Here is a 19,764-nt window from a genome sequence, read left to right on the forward strand (position 1 = left end):
CAGCAGCGCCGTAAGGGCTGAAAGGTTCCGCTCCGGTCGCTGCCGGCGAGGACGTCCGGCTCGCCGGGGCTTCGCTGCATCATGGCGCCGGCAACTTTTTGCCCTCGGGCCAATGCTTCGTGGTCGCGGACGGCCAATGTCGGGAGATCGATTGTCCGGCGACAGATATCGGAACCCGGACCGACGCTGATTCTCCCAGGTGGTTGCGGCGTCTCTCCTCGGGGCTTTGGGCCGGGTACGGTTCTGCGTAAGCGAGCGTTGGGAGGAATAGGGACCGCTCGGGCTATCCATTCGCGCGCCGGCACCCACCAGATCGGCACAGAGGAACGCAGCGGGGGAATAGTGTCCGGTTGACACGAAGTGCTGTGTGGGCCAAAGTGGAGAGGAGACTTAGTGTAGGCCTGACACTAAGTCGGGAGGGTAGGTCGATGGTTGCAGCGCTCACATCCAGCGCAAAAAGCTACGCCGAGCTGCTGGTGATGTATTCGGACCCGGACACCTGTCCGGCGGACGCGCTGACACCGGTGCCGCTGGCGCAGGAGCCGGCGTTCGTGAGTTGGCAGCAGGATATCCCGCGGGCCTATCTGCAGATGGGGCCCGAGGAGCTGGACCACCGGATCGCAGCAGCGCGGGCGAAGCTCGGCTCGAAGCTTGTCATTCTCGGGCACCACTACCAGCGAGACGAGGTCATCAAATACGCCGACTTCACGGGGGACAGCTTCAAGCTGGCACGCCACGCCGCTGACCAGGAGGGTATCGAGTACGTCCTGTTTTGCGGCGTCCACTTCATGGCAGAGTCGGCGGACATTCTCACGCCGGAGCACGTTCGCGTCATCCTGCCGAACATGGCCGCCGGGTGCTCGATGGCCGACATGGCCGACCCGGACGATGTCTACGCTGCCTGGGACGAGATCCACGACGTGCTCGGCGACGACGCCAGTGTCGTTCCCGTGACGTACATGAATAGCGCCGCAAGCCTCAAAGCGTTTACCGGTGAGCGCGGAGGCCTCGTCTGCACGTCCAGCAACGCCGACAGGGCGCTCGCCTGGGCGTTCGCGCGCGGAGAGAAGGTGCTGTTCTTCCCAGACCAGCATCTCGGCAGAAACACCGGCCATGCGATGGGTATCCCGCTCGACGAGATGGTGCTCTGGAACTGGCGGTTGCCAATGGGAGGTACGACACCGGACCAGCTCCGCAAGGCACGGATCATTCTTTGGCAGGGGCACTGCAGCACGCACCAGCGGTTCACGGTGGAACAAATCGAGAAGGCGCGCCGCGAACATCCGGGCGTCCGGGTGATCGTTCACCCAGAATGCCGATGGGAGGTGGTGCAGGCAGCCGACGATTACGGGTCCACGGAAAAGATCGCGAAGACGATCCGTGAGGCACCCGCGGGAACAATCTGGGCCGTTGGCACGGAGATCAATCTCGTCAATCGCCTCGCGAAGCAAAACCCCGACAAAACGGTCTTTTGCCTCGACCCGGTCGTCTGCCCGTGCAGCACGATGTATCGCATCCATCCCGCCTATGTGGCTTGGACGTTGGAGGCGCTGGTTCAAGGCCAAGTGGTGAACGAAGTACGGGTGGACCCCGAGACGCGAAAATGGTCGCTCGTCGCGCTGGAGCGGATGCTCGAGCTTGCCTGAGGTAGGAGGCCGCGCCGGGCCTGCCTAGTTGGCGATCCCGAGCGCGCCGTACTTCTTGCGCCGGTGTTCGATCACAGCGTCCTTGGTGCGGAGGATGAGGTCATCGAGGACTTCGGCGAGGTAGGCGACGCGGTCTTCAGCCGCTTCCATTTCGAGAAGCCGTTGTTTGACATCCTCGCCGACCTGGAGCCATTCGCCGAGGAAGTTCACGAGACGATGGGGGCGCTCGGGGAGGTCGAGGCCTCGGGCCCATTGGTCGGTCAGCGAGAGGACGAGCCGGAAGTAGAGTGGGAACGTAGTTCGAACCGTCTCGAGGGCAGCTTTGAGGCGAACCGTCATCGGGCCGTCGGAATCATCGAGCGGGATCACCTCGGCGCACGGGTAGGGCCGGGGCGGGAGCGTTCGCTGGATGCGAAATCGCCAGGTGCCGCGCGCGGTGAGGGTGAATCGGCCGTCGGTCGTTTCTTCGCAGGATTCTATCCTGGCGGCGGTGCCGACGTCGTAGGGGATGGCTCCGGGGCCGACTTCCGGGCCCTCGCGGATGAGAACGACGCCGAATTCCCCCCCGTTGGCCAAGAGCTCGCGCACCATGACCCGGTACCGCTCTTCGAAGACGCGGAGTGGAAGGCGCATGCCGGGGAACAGCACCGTGCGAAGCGGAAAGAGGGGGAGTTCCAGCGGACGGCACCTCCGGCGGGCTGAAGGCGATTATGTCAGCCCTGGACCTCCACGACCATTTCGATTTCCACTGGCATGCCGAAGGGAAGGTCCTGCATACCGATAGCCGATCGTGCGTGGCGGCCGCGCTCCCCGAAGAGTTCGACGAGAAGGTCCGATGCTCCATCGATGACGGCCGGCTGCTGCCCGAAATCGGGCGTGCAACGCACGAGGCCGAGAAGCTTGACGATGCGGCTGACCCGGTCGAGCTCGCCGATGGTGCCCTTCAGGGAGCCGAGCAAGGCGAGGGCGGTCAAGCGGGCAGCCTCGTATCCCTGTTCGAGGGCGAGGTCGTCGCCGAGGCGCCCGCGGATGAGGAGTGCGCCGCCGGGGCCTGTCGGTCCGTGACCAGAGAGAAAGACGAGCCTTCCCGACTGGACCGCGGGGACGAAATTGGCGGGCGGAGCGAAGGGTGGGGGAAGCTGGATGCCGAGCTCGGCCAGGCGCTCTTCCGGGGTCATGCGCGGCGGCGGGCGGCAAGCCAGGCATCGAGTTCTCCCTGGTGCTCTTCGAAGTGACCGATACCGGCGCCCTGAAGCAGTCGGTTGCCGATGCGCGGCCGGCCGGTCTCGGGGTCGTTCCCGTACAGCCCTTCGGGGAGCGCCTCCGCGGCGGCCCGGTAGGCGGCATATGCGGCATCCCAGTCCTCGAGGGCCGCGCGCCCGGGAAGCGCTGCAGCAGCGAATCGCTGGTTCCAGGGTTCGGGGTCGGAATAGTCGACGCCGGGAGGTGTGGGGCGTTCACCACGGGCGACCCGCTCGAATGCACCCGCGATCTCGCGGTACCAGCCGGCCATGTGGGCGAGGAGTTGCGAGAGATTCCAAGTGCCCAGCCAGGTCTCGGCGAAGGCCGCGTCATCGAGGCCGGCGATGCCGGCGCGGAAGCGACGATACCTCTCGTCGAGTGTAGCCAGGGCGTCGGATTTTGCGGACATTGGGCCTCCCCCTTCGCGAGCTGGCCGGGCGCTGCTGGCGCGCCCCTGGCCGATGAGGAAGCCATGATAGCTGCCCAGGTGCGCCATGTTGAGCTCGGCGCGTGGAACCAATTCCTGGCCGCGCGGGCGATCGAATCGAACAGCCCGAAGCCCCGCTTGAAGCGGGGCCTCGTCATCACGTCGAGTTGCTCTTGCTCCGGATCGCCAGGGCCGTTCGATTGGCTGCCTCGCGAGAGGCGGTGGCGTTCCTGCACCTCGAGTCTCCTTGCCCGGCTGCCGGAGCCTGCGCCCGGCCCGCTATTGCGGGCCTTGTATCGGACGGTGCCACCTCCGCATTCGAGCGTGCCAGCGCAGTTTCATGGTGAACCTCCGGGAACAGGGGTGGCGATTTCGCGGACGCTCTGCACGATCCAGACCCGGAAACGGGCGTGGAGCCGGTGCTTCGTGGCGACCATCGAGCGCCTCCTTCCCGGTGTTGGGCGCCTTCTCGGGCGTCGCAGCTCGAGTATCGGCCACTGGCGGGACGCCCCCTAGGTCGAAGGACCCACTCGAGCCGGGTCTTCCGGCCTGAATTCGTCACATGCTGCGAAGGAGGCGGATGCGCTCTTCGATCGGTGGGTGCGTATCGAAGAGGCTGTTGAGGAAGCTTTGGTGCTCGCGGAGGGGGTTGTAGATGTACAGGTGGGCGGTGGCCTTGTTCGCCGCTTCGAGCGGTTCGGGGTCCGCCGCGATTTTCTCGAGCGCCCGAGCGAGGGCTTCGGGATGGCGACAGAGCAAGGCGCCCGACGCATCGGCGAGGAATTCGCGCTGCCGGCTGATGGCGAATTTGAGCGCCTGCGCCACGATGGGTGCGAGGATGGCCGCGACGATGGCGAAAAGGACGAGGACCAGGGCGGCTCCGCCACCCCGATCGCGGCTCCCGCGGCGGCGCCCGGCACCCCAGAACGTCCAGCGGAGGAAGAAGTCGCTGAGCAGCACGATGATGCCCACGAGGACGGTGGCGATCGTCATGACGCGGATGTCGTAGTTCCCGATGTGGGAAAGTTCATGGGCGAGGACGGCCTCGAGTTCAATAGGTTCGAGTTTGGTCAGGAGGCCTCGGGTGACGACGATGTGGGCATGCTGGGGGTCGCGGCCGGTTGCGAACGCGTTGGGTGCGGTATCTTCCAGGACCCACGTGCGGGGCATGGGTAAGCCGGCGCCGATGCAAAGATTCTCCACCCGCCGGACGTACTCCCACTCTTCTTCTTTGGTGACTTCGTGTGCGCCCGAAATCGAGAGAACGACGCTGGAGGCGGCGAAATAGCTAAAGACCGCATACACGATGATGGCGATGCCGGCCACGCCGAGGAATCCAACCGGGAGACCTAGCGCGTAGGTGACAAGGGCGACCAGGCCGGTGAGCACGGCTACGAACGTGACCATCAGGATCCACGTCGTGCGACGGTTGGCCGCGATGCGGTCGTAGACAAGGACGGATCCCGGGACGGGGGCAGAGGTCATGGCACTGGCACGCGATGAAACGCGACGGCCGGCGTCAGCTGCTCACGAAGGAGACTCGAACGTCTTCGCGGGCGGCCTCCTCGGCTTCGTAGAACTCCGCCGGTTCGAAGTTGAACATGCCGGCGATGATGGAGCTGGGGACAGTCGCGATTTTTTCGTTGTAGACGCGAACGTTGGAGTTGTAGAACTGCCGGGCGTAGGCGATTTTGTCCTCCGTATCGGTTAGCTCTCGCTGGAGTTCGAGGAAGTTTTGGTTCGCCTTGAGGTCTGGGTAGGCTTCGGCGACGGCGAACAGTGAGCGAAGAGCGGAGGTGAGCATGTTGTCTGCCTGGGCCGCCTGCCCGGGGGTCTGGGCGCGGTCGAGCATGGCACGGGCCCGGGTGACGTTCTCGAGCGTTTCCTTTTCGTGGGCAGCGTAACCTTTCACCGTCTCCACGAGGTTGGGGATGAGGCTGGAGCGTCGCTTGAGCTGAACGTCGATACCCGACCAGGCTTCCTTGACACGAATGCGAGCCCTGGCAAGGCCGTTGTAGAGGCCGATGACCCAGGCCACGATGAGCAGCGCGATGACGATGACCACGACGAGGACGATGAGACCAGTCACAGGATGCTCCTGGAGGTGCTGGCGGAATGCTAGCACACCGTGAGGTTTCGCCTGCGGATGGTCTGCACCTCGCCGCCACCGGCCTGGCGCAATCTAGACGAGAACGCCCTCGGCGAGGAGGTCGGCGACTTCGTCCGTCGAGAGGCCGATGATTCGCTCGCAAACGTCCAAGGTGTGTTCGCCGAGGAGCGGCGCAGGACCCGGGACCGACCCTGGCGTCGCACTGAGGCGGAAGGCGGGGCCGTCGTGGGCTTCGCGACCTGCCTCCGGGTGCTCGACGTACTGGTAGTAGCCGCGGGCGCGCATGTGCTGGTCGCGTTCGAGCAAGTCCTGCGCGTTCTGGACGACACCCGCCGGGACGCCCGCGGCCTGGAGCGCTTCCGCGACATCCTCGGCTTTTCGTTCGCGAACCCAAGATCCGATGAGGGCTTCGAGTTCGTCTTCGTTGGCCTTCCGGGCTTCGAAGGTGGCGAAGCGCGGATCCGTAGCCGCTTCCGGATGGCCGAGGGCGGCCGCCGCAGCCGCCCACTCGCGGTCGTCGCGGCATGCGATGACGACCCAGCGGTCGACGGACCCGACGGACTCTGGGTCGTCGGCGCAGCGGAATGCGCCATGTGGGCTGTAGTTGGGGCTGCGGTTGCCGGTGCGGGAGGGGTTTTCACCGTTGACCAGGTATTCGAGGACCGCGGTGGCGAGTGCGTTGACCACAGATTCGATTTGGGGAAGTTCGATGAGCTGCCCTTTGCCGGTGCGATTGCGGTAACGGAGGGCGGCGAGAATCGCGGTAACGGTGTGCCCGGGGTTGATGACGTAGTCTGGGTAGTTGGTGCCGACGCCGATCGGGGGGCGGTGGGGAAAGCCGCTGAGGTGGCTGATGCCGGTGACGGGAGTGAGCACCGCACCGAAACCGAGGAAATCCCGGTGAGGACCGGCGAGCCCCTGCATGGGCGCGTAGGCCGCGATGATGCGTGGGTTCCGTGCGGCGATCTGCTCGTAGCGCAGGTTCCACTTTTCGATCACGCGCGGCGTGAAGTTGGTCAGGAAGATGTCGCACTTTTCGATGAGGCGGTAGGCAATTTCCTGACCTTGGGGAAGGTTGAGGTTGAGCTGGAGGGACAGCTTGCCGGTGTTGAAGTTGTTGAAGTAGCCCGAAACGTTGTAGCCAGTCTTGAAAGTGCCGTCCGGGTTCATGGCGAACGGATGGACGCGGCGGAGACCGTCGGGCTTCGTCTCGGATTCGACGCGAATGACTTCGGCGCCGAATTGCGAGAGGGTGTTGGCAGCGATGGGGCCGGCGCCGTACCAAGAGAAGTCGGCGACGCGGAGCCCTTCGAGCGGCTTGCGGGGCATGGCGGTACCTCCTCTTTATCGCAGGGCCGCGAGGATTTCGTCGGTGTGTTCGCCGAGACGGGGTGGGCGGGCAATGACCGCCGGGGTCTCGGATAGGCGATACGGTGGGCCGGGGAATTCGATGCTATCCCCCAGCGGAGATTCGATGCGGACGAACCAGTCGCGAGCGCGCAGCTGGGCGTTTTCGGCGATGTCCTTCGGCGTGGAGACGATGCCGATGAGGAGCTGCCGATGTTGGCCTTCTTCGTAGGCTTCGCGGGCGGTCATGGTGGCGAAGAAGTCGAGAATGGTTTTGCTAATGACGGGTAGGTGCGGGATGACCTCGCCGGCTGCTGCCGGGTCGGACATGAGCTGGGTGAGCCACGCCATGTTGAGCTTGCCGACGATGGAGCGGTAAGGCTCGTCGTCGAGCGGCCCCTGCAGGCCTTTTTCGCGCATCCAGTCGACGAGATCGGGGAGCTCTTTGCCCGCCGGGGCCAGGATGTAGAGCGAGACGTAGCCATCCTTGCACTTCGCGACGCCGGTGGCGGGGAGCGGGATGGGAAGCATGCCGAGTTCGCCGGTTCGGACGCGGTTGCGCCTTTGGAAGTCCCACGTCTGCATGGCGGTTTCTTGCGCCATGGAAAGGGCTTCCTGGGCCGAAACGTCGACGAGCTGCCCCTCGCCGGTTGCCTCGGCGTGGAGGAGGGCGATGAGCGTTCCCTGGGCGGCCTGGATGCTCGCGGAGACATCGGCCTGACGGCCGTAAATCGAGTTGGGTGGGTCGGCAGGTTCGCCGGCGAGGGTCATGATGCCGCCCATGGCCTGTCCGACGATATCGGAGTAGGCCCAGCCGGCGTGGGGGCCATCCTGGCCGAAGCCAGTGATCGAGGTGTAAACGAGCCGCGGGTTGGCGGCACGGAGCTGCTCGTAGCCGAGGCCGCGTTCGGCAAGATAGCCGACGGGGTTATCTTCGATCACGGCATCGGCGGCTTCGGCCAGCCGGCGAGCGAATTCGCGGCCTTCGGGTGTTTCGAGATCGAGGACGACGGACTTTTTGGATGTGTTGTGGGCCCAGAAGGCGAGGCTGGCGTTGGGGTCGCCTTCGTGGCCCTTGACGAAGGGGCGGGCGTGACGGAGGCGACCACCGCCGGGGGGCTCCACCTTGATGACTTCTGCGCCGAGGTCGGCGAGCAGGCGACCGCAGTAGGCACCGGTTTCGTCGGTGAATTCGATGACACGGATACCTTCGAGGGCTCGGTCGGGCATCGATCAAGACTCCGGGATGGCAGTGACGCGGGCGGGGAGGTCGCGCGCGAGGATGCGAGCTGCCTGGGCTACCATGTCGTGGAGGATCTCGCGGGCCGGGCGGATGCGGTCGAGCATTCCGGAGATCTGCCCCGCGGCATTCATGAGCAGGTCTTCGCGCCCTGCCTGCCGGCACGCATAGACGAGGTCTTGGACGAGGAGCCCCTGGAGGCCCATCGGCAGGGCGGGGATGCCTGCCGCTTCCCAGGCTTCGATCAGCGGGTTGGTGATGTTGCGCATGGTCTTGCCGCTGTAGAGGCGGGTGACTCGCGTGTCTTCGTCGGTCGCGGCGAGGATGCGCTGCTTCTGCAGGTCGGGCTGGTTTGCCTCTTCCGAGACGAGAAAGGCCGTTCCGCACCAGACGCCGATGGCGCCGAGCGCGAGCGCAGCCACGATGCCGCGGCCATCGGCGATGCCACCAGCGGCGACGACGGGAGTGGGTGCGACGGCATCGACCACTTGGGGGACGAGGGCCATGGTGGCCACACGGCCGGTGTGCCCGCCGGCTTCGGTGCCCTGCGCGACGACGATATCGACCCCGGCGGCGGCGACGCGCCGGGCATTCTTGACGTTTCCGACGAGTGCGAGGACCTTGGTTCCGTTGGCCTTGAGCCGGTCGAGCCAGGGAGCAGGGCTACCGAGGCCGCTGGCGAAGACGGGAACCTTTTCTTCGATGACCACTTCCATCTGCTCGTCGGACATGCCGCCTGCGCGGGGACGCCGGGGCTCGGCGGCTGGTTCCCGCGGCATTTCTTTCCAAGGAACGCCGAGGTCTTCGAGGACCTTCTTGAGGCCCTCGCGCGCGGCAGCAGGGATGAGTTCGCGGGGGTCGCGAGGTGATTCGCCGCCGGCCGCGGGCCCCATGTAATTCGAAGGGAGGAGGAGGTCGACGCCGAACGGCTTATCGGTCATCGAGCGCACGCGGTGAATCTCCTCGCGCAGGCGTTCGGCGCTGAAGCCGGCTCCACCGATGACGCCGAGGCCGCCGGCGTTGGATACGGCGGCGACCAGCGGGGCCGTGGCCACGGGGCCAGTAAGGCCGCCAGCGACAGGCCCCATTCCGGCCAGGATGACGGGGTACTCGATGCCCAGCAGGTCGCACAGCTCCGTGCGGAGCACGGGACGGCCCATGGGAACCTCCAAAATGGGGGAGTTCGCGGGGAGTATACGGGACGGACGTGGAAGCCGCAGGGACGTTGGACCGGGGCCGCGCGGCAGGCGAAACTGACGATATGCACTCGCCTGTTACGCCGTGGGTCCTTGCAGGCCGCATCTTCTCGATCATCGGAATGGCGTTCACCGCAGCATGCGCCATCCTGTTTCTCGTGGTGCCGCTCTGGTGGTGGGCGCTCGGCTCGGCCCTGGCCTTCGTGCCGTTTTTCCTACTCATCGTGGTGGTAGAGCGGTACCAATCGAAGCACGGCCTGATCGGGCCCGACTCTGGGCCGATTGACGATGCCGGCGCGGACTAGCATCGCGGCGGTCCTTCTCGGTGCGGCGATGTTATCGGCCTGCCAGGCGTCAGGACGGTTCGAGGGCCCCGAGCTCGACCGCTATCTGTGCACCGCCGAGGACCTGCCCTTCGATGTCATCGAGCAGGCGCGGGGCGATTTCACGGCCGCCGACCTCGGGGGCCTCTCTCGCGACCCCGAGGTGAGGAAGGCCGAGTATCGGGCAGCAGGGATGGAGGGCGGACGGTTCGGGTTTTGGAAACAGGCTCTCCCGCGGCCACCGTTCGAGAGCCCGCTAAATGTGGTTTGTCAGGTGATCGCGTTCGATTCTTCGGCGGCAGCCGCTTCTTGGGTGGCGAATCTCGAGGCCGATCCGGTTCGAATCCGCGACTCGGGGATGCTCTGGGCGCCGCTCGGTGAAGCACGAGCCGAAGAGCTCGCGGCGGAGCGAGGTCGGCTGTTCCGTCTCGAAGGCATGGAGGGGGAGGCGCGGGTCACGCTGTTTGCCCATCACGTGGCGCGCGAACATCTGGTGCTGAGCGTCTTCGTCGGTGACCGCGATGGGCGGACGGAGGCCGAAATGGCACTCGCCATCGCGGCCTCGCGGGATGCGCGTCTCGGGGAGCCCGCTACTTCGGGGTCTCGGTAATCTCGATCGTCTTGATGGTCACCGGTTGAACCGGGCGGTCACCCTGGCCGACCTGGACTTTCCCGATGGCTTCGACGACTTCCATGCCCGAGACGACCTCTCCGAATGGGTAGAACTTGTTGGCGCTCGGGTTGTCGAAGTCGAGCGAGGGATTGTCTTTGAGGTTGATGAAGAACTGGCTGCCGAACTGGGTCTGCCCGGAGACCTTGGCCATGGCGATGGTGCCTTTTTTGTTTCGGAGCTGGTTCGGCTCGTCTTGGGTCTGGTAGCCGGGTCCGCCGGTGCCGGTCCCGGTAGGGTCACCGCCTTGAATGACGAAATTGGAAACGATGCGGTGGAAGGTAATGTTGTCGTAGAAGCCCTGTTTGGCCAAGAAGACGAAACTATTGACGGTATTGGGTGCGACGTCGGCGAAGAGCCGCACGGTGAAATCGCCCATGCTCGTCTTGAAGGTGGCGCTGTAGTTGTTTTTCTGGGCATCGATGACCTGCTCGGCCTTTTCGAACTGCTTGGCCGTGGCGGTTGGGCTGGTCGTGGGCGATGCATCTGCGGTGGCGCTGGCCGTAGGGGTGACGGTTGGCAGGGCATCGGGATTGCCCTGATTCGTCCCCCCAGTGGTGAGGACGGCAGTGACCACCATTGCGACGGCGACGACGACCCCGATCGCCGCGAACCAACGAACGTCGCCGAGGACGTTCATCGGGAATCCGGGCTTGTAGATCTCGGATGGGGAGGCATGGCTGAGCTGATAGGTGCGGCGTCGCGATGGCTCTTGCCGCATGTGGTGCAGCTCGCGTCGTTTGCGCTTGGGCACGGTGCTACTCCGGTGGACGGCTGCTGGGATTCGTAGCCGGCTCGTGGCCAGTATACGGAGGGGGTGGATTGCGACCAAACCGGGCTGACCGGCGGGGGAAAGGCGATGTTCAGGCCCGGTAGCCGAGCTTAGCGAGCTCTTCACGGGCGACCTCACGGTCGTCCCAGGGGATCGCACGGGTGCCGTAGACGATCGATTTCTCGTGGCCCTTCCCGGCGATGACCACGATATCGCCGTAGCGGGCCATGGAGAGGGCGGCAGCTATGGCTTCTCGCCGGTCTTCGATTTCGAGGAAGTCGCTGCTGCGGCGTCGGCCAGCGCTCTCGGCATGGCGGCCGATTTGGCGGACGATCTCGGCGGGATCCTCGGACCGCGGGTCTTCATTGGTGAAGATGGCGAAATCCGCGCCCTCGGCGGCAGCCCGGCCAACTCCGAACCGCCGACCTGGGTCGCGTTCGCCCGCGGCGCCAACGACGATGATCAGCCGTCCCTTGCAGACGTCGCGGAGAACCTCGAGGACTTTCCGGACGGCGTCGCCTGTGTGGGCATAGTCGACGATGACTTCGAAGGGTTGGCCGGCTTCGATGCGTTCCATCCTGCCGGGAACGCCTGGGCACTCACCGAGGCCACGGGCAACTTCGTGGAGGTCGGCCCCGAGGGAGAGGGCGGCCGCGGCGGCGGCAAGGGCGTTCATCACGTTGAACAGCGCCGGGAGTCGGATGGTGCACTCGGCCATTCCCTGGGGCGCGACGATGCGGAAGCTGGTCCCATCGGGCCGGAGGATGATGTTCCTGGCGACGATTTCGGCCTCACGCGCCTCGAGTCCAAACCGCACCTGTGCGGCGGAGGGAGCGTGGCCGAGCATGTACTGGGCGCTGGGATCGTCGGCATTGACGACGGCGTGCTTTGCTACGCCTTTTTCGACGGACCGTTCGAGGGCCGAAAAGAGGCGGGCTTTGGCGTCGCGATATGCTTCGAAGGTTCGATGGAAGTCGAGGTGGTCGCTGGTAATGTTGGTGAAGACGGCGACGTCGTATTCGACGTGGTCGAGCCGGTGAAGGGCGAGCCCGTGGCTGGTGGACTCGACGATGGCGTAGTCGCAATGCGTGTCGGCCATGCGGCGAAGGAGGCGCTGAACCTCGGGGGCCTCTGGCGTCGTCATACGGGCGGAAACATGGCCGGCTTCGCCCGGGAGGTAGGTATCGACGGTGCCGAGCCGCCCGACGCGGGCTCCTGCGGCTTCGAGCGCATAGGTGAGGAGGTGGGAGGTCGTCGTTTTCCCGTCGGTGCCGGTGATGCCGATGACGGCGAGCTCGCGGCTCGGATGGCCGTAGAACCAGGCGGCGGCGGCGGAAAGGGCAGGTCGGGTGGCGGGAACCTCGACCACGGCGAGCGAGGGAGGGAGCGAAGGAAGGGGATGGCCGCGCTCGACGATGGCGGCGGCAGCCCCGGCAGCGGCGACGTCGGGGAGAAACTGGTGACCGTCGACGTTGAATCCCGGAATTGCCACGAAGAGCGCTCCGGGGCCGACAAGGCGGGAGTCGTGATGAACGGCGCCGATCGGAACGGAAGCTTCTCCCTGGACGAGGCGCGCTCCGACAAGTTCGTCGAGGAGCGAGGCAAGCGGCCGGTCGGCGGCGTGGGATTCGGGCGTCACGTGAGCGATGGTAGCCCGGGGTTCGGCTTCTTGTCGCGGGTTATTCGAGGGCACGCAGGAGATCGAGGAAATTCCCGAGCATGCGGGCGGTGGCTCCCCAGATGAGGTCGTCGCCGAATTGGTAGGCCGGAAAGATGTATTCGCGGCCGTTGACGATGCGGCGGTCGGGGACGTGGTTGCGGGGGTCGCGGAGATGGTCGAGGGGGACTTCGAGCAGGTAGGCGACTTCTTCGGGGCTGAATCGCCACCGGTATGGGTAACGGTCGAGCCAGCCGACGAACGGGGTTACCAGGAAGTTGGAGACAGTGACGATCTGGTCGAGCTCGCCGAGGGTCTCGACGTGTTCGGGATGGACACCGATCTCTTCATGTGTTTCGCGGAGCGCGGTGTAGCGGATGTCGGGGTCGCCCGGGTCCATGACGCCGCCCGGGAAACTGACCTGCCCTTTGTGATCGCGGACGCGGTCGGTCCGTTTCTGGAAGATGATATGCGGGCCACCAGGCCGATCGTGGAGGAGAATCAGGACGCCGGCTGCTGGGAGGGGAGGGTCGGGCTGCTGGCGAGCCGGCTGGTAAGCCGAGAGAAGTCTGCGGATAGCGTCGCGCATCGGGCTCAGGGCCGAACGGAGAACTGGCGGCGTCGGGTGGACTCGATGAGCTCGTCCCAGATGCGAACTTCGAGGGCCCGGGCTGCTTCGCCGTGGGCGCGTTCGACGGCGGCGTGGAGCTCGATCAACGCCCCGCGGAGGATATTGTTTTCGCGCTGGAGGTCGGAGACGAGGAGCGTGGCGGCGGGTGGGGTGTCGATGGCCTCGGTGACGGCGGGCGGTGTCGATTCTCCGAGCAGATTGCGTCCGGCGGCGAGGATCTCGCGAACGGCGCGGTTCTCGGTGACGAGGCGGTCGGCAGCTCGTTCGAATTCCTCGGCGACCATCATATCGAGCATCGCTGCGATGCCAACCAGTTGCTGACCGAAAGGCGCCTGGATGCTGGGGAGGACCTCGGAGAGCAAGTTCGCTGCGACCCCCTGGAGAACCCGGGACGGATGCGGATTCATGGCAGCCTCCCCAGAGTGCGCAAAAGGTACTGGTCCTGAGCATTGATGAGCGAGTAGGCCACGAGCGGCAGGATGAGCTCGTTCGTGCGCCCCTCTTGGAACGATCGGGCGCCCGTGACCCAGATACCCTGGCATTTGACGTGGCTGAAGACTTCCCACCAGTGGAGTGCGGCCGGATCGACGCGGAGCCCGGAATAGCGTTCCCAGTGGCGGATGCCGGTCTCTCGGTCGACGATCCCTCCGGGACGGCCGTCTTTGGCCCAATGCCACGCCTGGTTGAATGACCAGGCGAGGTCTTCGAGTGGATCGCCGAGGTGGGCCATTTCCCAGTCGACGATGCCATAGATGCCTCCGTCGTCGCGGTAAAGGAAGTTCCCGACGCGGTAGTCGCCGTGGACGACGGAGATCCGCTGAGCTGGTGGCGGGGGGTTGGCGCGGAGCCAGCGGATGGCTGCTTTGACGATCGGCTGGGGCTCCATCGCCTCGGCATCGAGGATGCCCTCCCAGCGGTCGAGCTCGATCTGCCAGGCGGTTTCGGGGGTGGGGATGCGCGCGATCTGCGCGATCGGTGACCGCTGCCAGTCGAAGGTCGCTATGGCGCCAAGGATGCGGTACATGTTCTCGGCGATGCGGGGCTGCACGGCCGTGTAGGGGGGCGCGATGATGCGCGAGGTGGCCGATTCGCAGCCGACGATGCGGTCCATGATGAAGAACGGGCCGCCGAGGACGGAGGGGTCGCGCTCGAGCCAGCGCATCCGTGGGACGGGGACGGCGGTGTCCCAGAAAGCGGAGTAGAAGGTGAATTCTGTCTCCCGGTCGGTCTCGAGGAGCGACGCCGGTGGGTCCTTGCGGAGGACGAAGGGCGCCGACTGGCGCTCTCCGGCCGAGTCGGTCCACTCGGCGTCGAACATCCACGTTTCGCGTGAGGCCCCCCCAGGGACGCGAAGGAGGCCGCTGACACGGACGTTCGAGGCGGCGAGCTTGGAGGCGAGGTAACGGGCGAGTGCTTCTTCCACGGGGCGGAGCGAAGGTTAGGGGTTGGTGAGGCACTGTCAAGCCGGCGAGCGTTCGTCGGCCTTCAGAGGGTGCCTTTGGTGCTGGGTATGTCGCCCCCGCGCCGAGGGTCGATGCGCGTGGCAGCATCGAGCGCGCGGGCCATGGCCTTGAAGGCGGCCTCGCACTTGTGGTGGTCGTTGGTGCCGTAAAGGACTCGGACGTGGAGGTTGATCTTTGCGGCGAAGGCGAACGACTCGAGGAAGTGGTCGAAGAGGTCGGGCGGGAGGCCACCGAGCTCGCGGCCGAGCAGCTTGAGGTCGAGGACGGCATAGGGACGACCGCTGAGGTCGACCACGGCGTGTGCGAGGGCTTCGTCGAGCGGCATGAAGGCGGACCCGGCACGGACGAGGCCGGCTTTGTCGCCGATGGCCTTTCCGAGCGCCTCGCCGAGGCAGATACCCACGTCTTCGACCGAATGGTGCTGGTCGATCCAGAGGTCGCCCTCGCAGCGGACATCGAGGTCGAAGACACCGTGTTTCGCGATGTGGGCGAGCATGTGGTCGAGGAATCCGACGCCGGTTTGGCCGGAGAATTTGCCCGAGCCGTCGAGGCAGAGGGTGATGTCGATGGCCGTCTCGGCGGTGCGGCGGGAAACGACGGCGATGCGCGGCGAGGTTGAAGGGGCGACGGTGTCGGACATCAACTGAGCTCCTGGAGGGCAGTGACGAGGGCGTCGGTATCGGCCGGACGACCGGCGCTGATGCGAAGGTGGCCGGCGAGATCGGGCCTGTCGTAGTAGCGCACGAGGATACCGCGCTGGCGGAGAGAAGCTGCGATCTCACGGGCCGGTCTCCCGTGGACGGCGAACAGGACGAAGTTGGCGACGGAGGGCAGCGGCTCGAGCCATCCGAGGCCCGCGACGAGCCGGGTCATCCGCTCGCGTTCGGCGACGATGGCGGCGATAGTCTTGGCGATCTCGGCGCGGTGTTCAAGGGCCGCGAGGGCGGCGGCCTCGGCCGCAACGTTGACGTTGTAGGGCTGCTTGATGCGCATCATTTCCGCGGCGAGCTCGGGAGAGGAGACGCTGTAGCCGACGCGTAGCCCAGCGAGGGCGGCCCACTTGCTGAAGGTCCGAAGGACCACGAGGTTGGGGTGGTGGCGGATGAGGGGGACGACCGTCCGGCCGCCAAACTCGATGTAGGCCTCGTCGACGACGACGATCGCATCGAGGGATAGGAGGGCCTCCAGCTCGGCGATCTGGAGCGGGTTCCCAGTGGGGTTGTTCGGGTGGGTGAGAAAGACGAGGCGCGCGCCGGTTTCCTGCACGGCGTGGCGGATCGCGACGACGTCGAGGTCGAAATTCGGCCGCCGCCGAATTTCGATAGGCGTGGCGCCAGCGACCTTTGCGAGAAAGCGGTACATACCGAATGCGGGAGTAGGAACAACCACCGCCGGCGGGTCGACGAGCCGGATGATGATATCGATGAGGTCATCGGCGCCGGCGCCGGCGACCACCTGTGCGGGGTCGACCTGCACGTAGTCGGCGATGGCCGCGCGCAGCCTGGTCTGGCCCGGGTCGGGATAGATATGGAGGTCGGCAGCAGCAGCGGCAGCGCGCACGGCCGGGAGGGGCCCGTAGAGGTTCTCGTTGGCGTCGAGCTTGACGAGGCGCTCGACTGGCACGCCCAGCTCGGCAGCGAGGACATCGTACGGTTTGACGGGCACGTAGTCCTCGAGGTCGTCAAGGTCGGGACGCAGGAGGTCGCGCAAGGTCACGTCAACGCCCCTGGAGACGGCGTTCGACGGCGTGAGCATGGCCGGTGAGTCCTTCGGCGCGGGCGATGATGGCGGCTGCGCGGTTGAGCTCCTCGGCCTCGTCATCCGGGAGGTTCACGACGGCCATCTTTTTCAGGAAGTCGTGGACACCGAGAGGGCCGCTCCAGCGGGCCGCGCCGCCGGTGGGCATGGTGTGGCTGGGACCGGCGGTGTAGTCGCCGACGGCTTCTGGTGATGCCTCCCCGAGGAAGAGGCCGCCACAGTTCCGCACCTTGGACGCATACGCCGTTGGGTTCTCGACGCACAGGCAGAGGTGTTCGGGGGCGTATTCATTGGCGAGTGCGATCGCGTGGTCGATGTCGTTGACGAGGATGCAGCCGCCGCGATTTTCGAGCGCAGCACGAGCGATTTTCGCGCGCTCGAGGCCGCGGAGTTGGCGTTCGACGGCGGCGACGACTTCATCGGCCAGGTGGTGCGAGGGGGTCAGCAGAATCGGACTGGCGAGAGGGTCGTGCTCTGCCTGGGCAATCAGGTCGGCGGCGACGAGCTCTGGGTTCGCGCTTTCGTCGGCGATGATCATCGTCTCCGTGGGGCCGTAAATGCTGTCGATGCCGACGTCGCCGAACACTTGCCGCTTTGCGATCGTGACGAACAATCCTCCGGGTCCAGCGATTTTGTCGACGCGGGGGATGGTCTGGGTGCCGTAGGCAAAGGCTGCGATGCCCTGCGCGCCGCCGGCCTTGAAGACGGCATCGACCCCGGCGATGTCGGCCGCGACCAGCTTGACGGCGGGTACGGAGCCATCGGGGAGAACCGGGCTCGTCAGGTAAACCTCCTCGACGCCAGCGACGCGGGCGGGGATGGCACACATGAGAACCGTGCTCGGGAGAGGCGCGCGAGTGCCAGGCACATAGATGCCAGCTCGTTGGATGGGGCGGGTGAGCTGGCCGAGGCCGTGCTGTTGGAAGTCGATGGTAGCGCCCCGCAGTTGGGTCTCGTGGTAGCGGCGAATGCGCTCGGCGGCAAACTTCAACGCTTCGATAAGCTCGGCGTCGAGTGCCTCGTACGCAGCGCGGACTTCCGCAGGCTGGACGCGGAGGTCGGGCGTGTGTGCGCCGTCGATGGCGGAGTTGTAGTAGCGCACGGCATTGTCGCCATCTTCGCGGACGTCACGGACGATGCGGCGAACAACCTCGTCGGGCGCGAGCTCCTGCCCGAAGGTGCGAAAGGTGGTCTCGCGGATCTCCATCGGGAGCTCTTCGACGTCGAGCGGGCGGCGAGCGAGGAGGGTCCTACGGCCTTCCTCGGCGTTTCGAATTATGCGCATCCCAGATACCTCTCCACGGCAGCGCGGGCCGTTTGGGTGGCGCGCTGCACGAACGCGTCGATCTCAGGGTCGGTGATGTGGGCGATTGTCTCATCGAGGAGTTCGGGGAGCGAATCGAGGAATCGCTCCAAGCTCTCGTCTTCTTCGAGCCCGGCATAGCGGAGGTGGTTGGCGATCATCGCGCGGGCTCTGTCCCAGTCCAGGTTGCGGGCGGCGACGTCGCGCGAGACCTGACGCCAGCGCTCCAGCGTTTCGGCATCGATAAAGCCGGTCTGGATGTCGTGAACGGTGGAGGCGAGGGCGTCGCAGATGGATGCTTTGAGTGCTGGATCCGAGCAGTAGCGACGGTCCAAGTCGAACTGGAGGAGGCGATCCATGACGTTGGCACGCATGGTGCCACCAAGGTGATCGTGACGAAGGAAGTAGCGGCGGTAGACGCCGGTGATGTACTGCTCATCGAGCACGAGGTGCGAGATGTACCCGGCAGCCCACGCGCGCGTGGGCGGGTTGAGGCGCTCGGGAGCCGCGAGGTGCCAACAGGTGTCGAGGAACGTGGCTACGGAATCCTGATGATTGTGCTCGTTGAGATCGAAGAAGTGGGTGCTGTAGCGGTCTTGGCGGGTGATCACGCGGATATCGGGCGAGGTTGCGCCGAGAAGGTAGGCGCCGGAATCGGCGGGGACGTCTTGGTGCGCAAGGTCGAGCGCAACCTGCCGGGCGATGACCATGTGGAGCGTGATCGGAGGCATGGCCACATGGTAGCGAACCGGGGGGAGGATTGGCCCAAAAGAGGGAATGCTAGATGCGGGCGCTCTCGATGTTGGTGAGGAGAATGCCGCGGCAGCCGATGCTCGAGAGTTCGTCCATGATGCGGTGGGCCTCTTTCCTGCGGACCATAGCTTTGACGGAGAACCAGCCTTCGCGCTGCAGCTGGGTGATCGTCGGCGATTCGAGCCCGGGAGTGATTTCGCAGGCGCGCTGGAGAATCGTCCCCGGGCAGTCGTACTCCACCATCATGTAATCGAGGGCCACGAGGCGGCCTTCGATGCGGCTCCGCAGGACGCGAACCGGCGCATGGTCGGCGCGGTCGGGATGGGCGTAGAGCGCGGCGTTGGAGACGAAGAGCGGGTCGCCGACGATGCGGAGCCCGGCCTGGCGAAGCGTGGTCCCCGTGTCGACGACATCCACGACGGCTTCAGCGATCCCGAGCGCGACAGAGATTTCGACGGCGCCTTCGAGTTCGATGAGTCGAATATCTCGGCCGGCGAAGTATTGCCGAACGATGTTGGGAAACGAGGTGGCGATGCGAAGCTTGGAGACTTCGTCGAGGGAGTGCACGGGCGAGGTGATCGGAACCGCAGCACAAAGGCGCGAATCGCCGTAGTTCAGATCGAGGAGGAGCTCGGGCTGGTGACCGCGCTCGGCGGCGAGGTCGCGACCGGTGATACCGGCGTCGAGAATGCCATTGGCGACGTAGACGGGGATGTCGCCGGGGCGAAGGAAGTAGAACTCGACGTCGTTTTCCGGGTCGAACGAGGAGAGTTGGCTGCCGCTCTTGCCAACTCGGTAGCCGCAGGAGGCGAGGAGGTCGAGCGTGGGCTGGAAGAGGACGCCTTTGTTGGGAAGGGCTACCTTGATCACAGGGTGCGGTACACCTCATCGAGCGTGAGGTCGGCTGAAGCCATCATGCAAGCGACGTAGTAGAGGACCTGCGAGAGCTCTTCGGCGAGGGCTTCGCGGGATTCGTAGCGGGCAGCCATCCAGGCTTCGGCGGCCTCTTCGACAAGTTTCTTGCCGATGGCGTGGGGCCCCCCGGCGAGGATGGCGGCGGTGCCGGACCCATCGGGCATCTCGCGCTTGCGTTGGGCAGCGAGTGCGACCATCTCTTCGAATGTCACGCGCTCACGATAGCCCAAGCGGGCGCACGGATCATGTCGAGGTTGGCCGCACGGTGACGTCGGCCGCTGTCACGGCTTCGGTTTCGCCTCCTGGGAGCC

The 19,764-nt window shown here is 65.8% G+C and carries 22 protein-coding genes; 3 read left to right on the forward strand and 19 right to left on the reverse strand.

Translation table 11 applies throughout. The annotated features are described in order from the left end of the window. Positions 1 to 428: 428 nt before the first annotated feature. Positions 429 to 1,646, forward strand: a complete 1,218-nt coding sequence (nadA, locus tag VAE53_RS09050) for a quinolinate synthase NadA (RefSeq protein ID WP_322819051.1) — start codon at positions 429 to 431, stop codon at positions 1,644 to 1,646. Between the two features lie 24 nt (positions 1,647 to 1,670). Here nadA and VAE53_RS09055 read toward each other — a convergent pair whose 3' ends face one another. From VAE53_RS09055 to VAE53_RS09090, 8 genes are all read right to left on the reverse strand, one after another. Continuing rightward, positions 1,671 to 2,324, reverse strand: coding sequence for an LON peptidase substrate-binding domain-containing protein (locus VAE53_RS09055; RefSeq protein ID WP_322819072.1), 654 nt, complete (start codon positions 2,322 to 2,324; stop codon positions 1,671 to 1,673). A 35-nt stretch (positions 2,325 to 2,359) separates the two neighbouring features. Next, entirely contained in the window at positions 2,360 to 2,824 is a 465-nt protein-coding gene (locus tag VAE53_RS09060; RefSeq protein WP_322819052.1) for a RidA family protein, read from the reverse strand. Then, entirely contained in the window at positions 2,821 to 3,297 is a 477-nt protein-coding gene (locus tag VAE53_RS09065; RefSeq protein WP_322819053.1) for a maleylpyruvate isomerase N-terminal domain-containing protein, read from the reverse strand. The genes VAE53_RS09060 and VAE53_RS09065 overlap by 4 nt, the downstream gene beginning before the upstream one ends. 576 nt (positions 3,298 to 3,873) lie before the next feature. Continuing rightward, on the reverse strand, positions 3,874 to 4,800 hold the full coding sequence (locus VAE53_RS09070; protein ID WP_322819054.1) for a M48 family metallopeptidase: 927 nt from the start codon (positions 4,798 to 4,800) through the stop codon (positions 3,874 to 3,876). A 34-nt stretch (positions 4,801 to 4,834) separates the two neighbouring features. Continuing rightward, on the reverse strand, positions 4,835 to 5,404 hold the full coding sequence (locus VAE53_RS09075) for a LemA family protein (RefSeq protein ID WP_322819055.1): 570 nt from the start codon (positions 5,402 to 5,404) through the stop codon (positions 4,835 to 4,837). Positions 5,405 to 5,497: 93 nt separating this feature from the next. Further along, positions 5,498 to 6,754 carry a CoA transferase gene (locus VAE53_RS09080; RefSeq protein ID WP_322819056.1) on the reverse strand — a complete coding sequence of 419 codons (1,257 nt, stop codon included), beginning with the start codon at positions 6,752 to 6,754 and terminating at the stop codon, positions 5,498 to 5,500. A gap of 15 nt (positions 6,755 to 6,769) precedes the next feature. Further along, entirely contained in the window at positions 6,770 to 8,002 is a 1,233-nt protein-coding gene (locus VAE53_RS09085; RefSeq protein WP_322819057.1) for a CoA transferase, read from the reverse strand. A 3-nt stretch (positions 8,003 to 8,005) separates the two neighbouring features. Beyond that, positions 8,006 to 9,172, reverse strand: coding sequence for a nitronate monooxygenase (locus VAE53_RS09090; RefSeq protein WP_322819058.1), 1,167 nt, complete (start codon positions 9,170 to 9,172; stop codon positions 8,006 to 8,008). Positions 9,173 to 9,273: 101 nt separating this feature from the next. On the opposite strand from VAE53_RS09090, the gene VAE53_RS09095 reads away from it, so the two are divergent. Both VAE53_RS09095 and VAE53_RS09100 read left to right on the forward strand, forming a co-directional pair. Beyond that, positions 9,274 to 9,513, forward strand: coding sequence for a hypothetical protein (locus VAE53_RS09095; protein ID WP_322819059.1), 240 nt, complete (start codon positions 9,274 to 9,276; stop codon positions 9,511 to 9,513). After that, a complete protein-coding gene (locus VAE53_RS09100) occupies positions 9,497 to 10,141 on the forward strand; it encodes a hypothetical protein (RefSeq protein WP_322819060.1) in 645 nt (214 codons plus the stop codon). The genes VAE53_RS09095 and VAE53_RS09100 overlap by 17 nt, the downstream gene beginning before the upstream one ends. On the opposite strand, the gene VAE53_RS09105 is transcribed toward VAE53_RS09100, so the two are convergent. The 11 genes from VAE53_RS09105 to hisE form a co-directional block, all read right to left on the reverse strand. Then, the gene (locus VAE53_RS09105) at positions 10,122 to 10,955 is read right to left on the reverse strand and encodes a peptidylprolyl isomerase (protein WP_322819061.1); all 834 of its coding nucleotides are present in this window, start codon (positions 10,953 to 10,955) and stop codon (positions 10,122 to 10,124) included. The genes VAE53_RS09100 and VAE53_RS09105 overlap by 20 nt on opposite strands. A 109-nt stretch (positions 10,956 to 11,064) precedes the next feature. After that, positions 11,065 to 12,612 (reverse strand): UDP-N-acetylmuramoyl-L-alanyl-D-glutamate--2,6-diaminopimelate ligase, encoded by a 1,548-nt coding sequence (locus VAE53_RS09110; protein ID WP_322819062.1) that lies wholly within the window; start codon positions 12,610 to 12,612, stop codon positions 11,065 to 11,067. A gap of 40 nt (positions 12,613 to 12,652) precedes the next feature. After that, the gene (locus VAE53_RS09115; RefSeq protein ID WP_322819063.1) at positions 12,653 to 13,219 is read right to left on the reverse strand and encodes a CoA pyrophosphatase; all 567 of its coding nucleotides are present in this window, start codon (positions 13,217 to 13,219) and stop codon (positions 12,653 to 12,655) included. A 5-nt stretch (positions 13,220 to 13,224) separates the two neighbouring features. Continuing rightward, on the reverse strand, positions 13,225 to 13,668 hold the full coding sequence (locus VAE53_RS09120) for a hypothetical protein (RefSeq protein WP_322819064.1): 444 nt from the start codon (positions 13,666 to 13,668) through the stop codon (positions 13,225 to 13,227). Next, on the reverse strand, positions 13,665 to 14,684 hold the full coding sequence (locus VAE53_RS09125; RefSeq protein ID WP_322819065.1) for a phosphotransferase family protein: 1,020 nt from the start codon (positions 14,682 to 14,684) through the stop codon (positions 13,665 to 13,667). Before VAE53_RS09125 ends, VAE53_RS09120 begins: the two co-directional genes overlap by 4 nt. Before the next feature lie 62 nt (positions 14,685 to 14,746). After that, on the reverse strand, positions 14,747 to 15,364 hold the full coding sequence (gene hisB, locus VAE53_RS09130; RefSeq protein ID WP_322819066.1) for an imidazoleglycerol-phosphate dehydratase HisB: 618 nt from the start codon (positions 15,362 to 15,364) through the stop codon (positions 14,747 to 14,749). Next, positions 15,364 to 16,440: a histidinol-phosphate transaminase gene (hisC, locus tag VAE53_RS09135; RefSeq protein WP_322819067.1), complete on the reverse strand. Its 1,077-nt coding sequence runs from the start codon at positions 16,438 to 16,440 to the stop codon at positions 15,364 to 15,366. Before hisC ends, hisB begins: the two co-directional genes overlap by 1 nt. Before the next feature lies 1 nt (position 16,441). Next, on the reverse strand, positions 16,442 to 17,767 hold the full coding sequence (hisD, locus tag VAE53_RS09140) for a histidinol dehydrogenase (RefSeq protein WP_322819068.1): 1,326 nt from the start codon (positions 17,765 to 17,767) through the stop codon (positions 16,442 to 16,444). Next, a complete protein-coding gene (locus tag VAE53_RS09145) occupies positions 17,758 to 18,516 on the reverse strand; it encodes a zinc dependent phospholipase C family protein (RefSeq protein WP_322819069.1) in 759 nt (252 codons plus the stop codon). The genes hisD and VAE53_RS09145 overlap by 10 nt, the downstream gene beginning before the upstream one ends. Positions 18,517 to 18,565: 49 nt before the next feature. Continuing rightward, positions 18,566 to 19,408 (reverse strand): ATP phosphoribosyltransferase, encoded by an 843-nt coding sequence (gene hisG / locus VAE53_RS09150; protein ID WP_322819070.1) that lies wholly within the window; start codon positions 19,406 to 19,408, stop codon positions 18,566 to 18,568. Beyond that, positions 19,405 to 19,650: a phosphoribosyl-ATP diphosphatase gene (gene hisE, locus VAE53_RS09155; protein WP_369294045.1), complete on the reverse strand. Its 246-nt coding sequence runs from the start codon at positions 19,648 to 19,650 to the stop codon at positions 19,405 to 19,407. The genes hisG and hisE overlap by 4 nt, the downstream gene beginning before the upstream one ends. Between the last annotated feature and the right edge of the window lie 114 nt (positions 19,651 to 19,764).

The organism is Tepidiforma sp. (assembly GCF_034432735.1).
Taxonomy (GTDB): Bacteria; Chloroflexota; Dehalococcoidia; order Tepidiformales; family Tepidiformaceae; genus Tepidiforma.

Bases quoted from the DNA above. Each gene is read 5' to 3' on its own strand.
- nadA (WP_322819051.1), top strand. From the start codon at position 429: ATGGTTGCAGCGCTCACATCCAGCGCAAAAAGCTACGCCGAGCTGCTG.
- VAE53_RS09060 (WP_322819052.1), bottom strand. From the start codon at position 2,824: ATGACCCCGGAAGAGCGCCTGGCCGAGCTCGGCATCCAGCTTCCCCCA.
- VAE53_RS09065 (WP_322819053.1), bottom strand. From the start codon at position 3,297: ATGTCCGCAAAATCCGACGCCCTGGCTACACTCGACGAGAGGTATCGT.
- VAE53_RS09070 (WP_322819054.1), bottom strand. From the start codon at position 4,800: ATGACCTCTGCCCCCGTCCCGGGATCCGTCCTTGTCTACGACCGCATC.
- VAE53_RS09080 (WP_322819056.1), bottom strand. From the start codon at position 6,754: ATGCCCCGCAAGCCGCTCGAAGGGCTCCGCGTCGCCGACTTCTCTTGG.
- VAE53_RS09085 (WP_322819057.1), bottom strand. From the start codon at position 8,002: ATGCCCGACCGAGCCCTCGAAGGTATCCGTGTCATCGAATTCACCGAC.
- VAE53_RS09090 (WP_322819058.1), bottom strand. From the start codon at position 9,172: ATGGGCCGTCCCGTGCTCCGCACGGAGCTGTGCGACCTGCTGGGCATC.
- VAE53_RS09095 (WP_322819059.1), top strand. From the start codon at position 9,274: ATGCACTCGCCTGTTACGCCGTGGGTCCTTGCAGGCCGCATCTTCTCG.
- VAE53_RS09100 (WP_322819060.1), top strand. From the start codon at position 9,497: ATGCCGGCGCGGACTAGCATCGCGGCGGTCCTTCTCGGTGCGGCGATG.
- VAE53_RS09115 (WP_322819063.1), bottom strand. From the start codon at position 13,219: ATGCGCGACGCTATCCGCAGACTTCTCTCGGCTTACCAGCCGGCTCGC.
- VAE53_RS09120 (WP_322819064.1), bottom strand. From the start codon at position 13,668: ATGAATCCGCATCCGTCCCGGGTTCTCCAGGGGGTCGCAGCGAACTTG.
- hisB (WP_322819066.1), bottom strand. From the start codon at position 15,364: ATGTCCGACACCGTCGCCCCTTCAACCTCGCCGCGCATCGCCGTCGTT.
- hisD (WP_322819068.1), bottom strand. From the start codon at position 17,767: ATGCGCATAATTCGAAACGCCGAGGAAGGCCGTAGGACCCTCCTCGCT.
- VAE53_RS09145 (WP_322819069.1), bottom strand. From the start codon at position 18,516: ATGCCTCCGATCACGCTCCACATGGTCATCGCCCGGCAGGTTGCGCTC.
- hisE (WP_369294045.1), bottom strand. From the start codon at position 19,650: ATGGTCGCACTCGCTGCCCAACGCAAGCGCGAGATGCCCGATGGGTCC.